2 protein-coding genes are annotated in these 1491 nt (G+C 49.1%); both read left to right on the top strand.

All coding sequences use genetic code 11. From position 1 onward, the window contains the following. The first annotated feature begins 237 nt into the window (after positions 1-237). Complete coding sequence (locus tag FKW31_RS15370; RefSeq protein ID WP_003627697.1) at positions 238-456, top strand: CbtB-domain containing protein; 219 nt, start codon at positions 238-240, stop codon at positions 454-456. Positions 457-479: 23 nt separating this feature from the next. Continuing rightward, complete coding sequence (locus tag FKW31_RS15365; RefSeq protein WP_063354732.1) at positions 480-1214, top strand: CbtA family protein; 735 nt, start codon at positions 480-482, stop codon at positions 1212-1214. The last annotated feature ends 277 nt before the right edge of the window (positions 1215-1491 follow it).

The following is a 1491-nucleotide window of genomic DNA, read 5'->3' as shown; positions in this document are numbered from 1 at the left end:
GCACCCCTCTGGCGGTGTGACAGACTGGACAGGCAACCGCCTCGTCGGGAACGAAGCCATCTTCGGGCTCCACTCCAATATCACTTTCTAGGGGCGGGGGAGCAGCAGGCGTGTTCGGAATGCCCTTGCTGTTAGGCTTTGTCATTCTATGATGAGGGCCGACCAAACCATGACGTTCTGTTTCAAACTCTTTTGTGCCTGCTACGGTGGGCTCTGTTAAATAAAGGATACAACATCATGAACACATCTGTTCATACAGCTATGCCGGTTGCGGCAGCGGGCCAGAGCATTCCGGTTCGCGCCATTCTGCCTTGGGCTGTTTTCGGCCTGATTGTTTCTGCACTGCTGATCTACTTTGTGGGTGCAGAGCAGGGCGCTACTTCCCTAATTTCCGGGCATGCCGTGCATGAATTTGTGCATGATGGCCGCCACCTGCTTGGTTTCCCCTGCCACTAAGGCATTAAAAGAAAGTTTTACTCATGGTTGGTCGTCTTTTAGCCCGCGGCATGGTCGCGGGCATTCTGGCTGCATTGCTTTCTTTTGTATTTGCAAAATTTTTTGGTGAACCGCAGGTTGCTTTAGCTATTGCGTTTGAAGCTGCGCAGGATGCTGCCGCAGGTGCGGCGCCAGAACCTGAACTGGTAAGCCGTAGCGTGCAGGCATCTTGGGGGCTGCTTACTGCTGTACTCATGTATGGCGCAGCATATGGCGGTATTTTTGCTATTGTTTTCGCATTTGCGTACCAACGCCTTGCAGCATTAAGCCCACGCAGCATGGCTTTGTTGCTTGCCAGTGTTGGGTTTTTAACGTTTGTGTTGATACCAGATTTGAAATATCCGCCGAACCCACCCGCAGTTGGTCAGGAAGAAACCATTGGCCTGCGGACGGAAATGTATTTTGCAATGGTTGGCCTTTCCATTGCAATTTCCATGATTTCTCTGTTGGTAGGGCGGGCGCTTTCTAATGTTATAGGGTATTGGAACGCTGCGGTATGCAGTATTGTTCTTGGGCTTGCGCTTGTTGCCGCAGTGCAGTTTGGCCTGCCAGACATCAATGAAGTGCCAGATAATTTTCCCGCTATTGTGCTTTGGCGTTTTCGGGAAGCATCCATAGGGATGCAGATTGTTTTGTGGTCAGTTCTGGGGCTAGTTTTTGGTGCTCTGGCAGAAAAATGTCTGCCATCGTCCAATAGTGCAGTGCGCAAGACTGCTTGATTTTTTAGTGATCGGTGTAAATGGGTTTTGTGGGAAATAAAATTTTTCCACAAAACCTAATAAGGCAAACGATTTTTCTAAATATTCTCTGTGCGTAATGCACATTAAAAAAGCATTTCCTGAAGTTGTATTGTTCTGCACCGTGAGAACATTAACATACAGGAAATGCTTTTTTATTTATTGTCTTTAGAAAGTGATATTGGAGTGGAGCCCGAAGATGGCTTCGTTCCCGACGAGGCGGTTGCCTGTCCAGTCTGTCACACCGCCAGAGGGGTGC

The organism is Acetobacter sp. DmW_136 (assembly GCF_008690365.1).
Taxonomy (GTDB): Bacteria; Pseudomonadota; Alphaproteobacteria; order Acetobacterales; family Acetobacteraceae; genus Acetobacter; species Acetobacter oryzifermentans.
Note: the sequence above shows the minus strand (reverse complement) of the source record. Positions and strands in the feature narration are given on the sequence as shown.

What these genes read in the sequence shown, in the direction of transcription:
- FKW31_RS15370 (WP_003627697.1), top strand. Translation starts at nt 238, where the DNA reads ATGAACACATCTGTTCATACAGCTATGCCGGTTGCGGCAGCGGGCCAG.
- FKW31_RS15365 (WP_063354732.1), top strand. Translation starts at nt 480, where the DNA reads ATGGTTGGTCGTCTTTTAGCCCGCGGCATGGTCGCGGGCATTCTGGCT.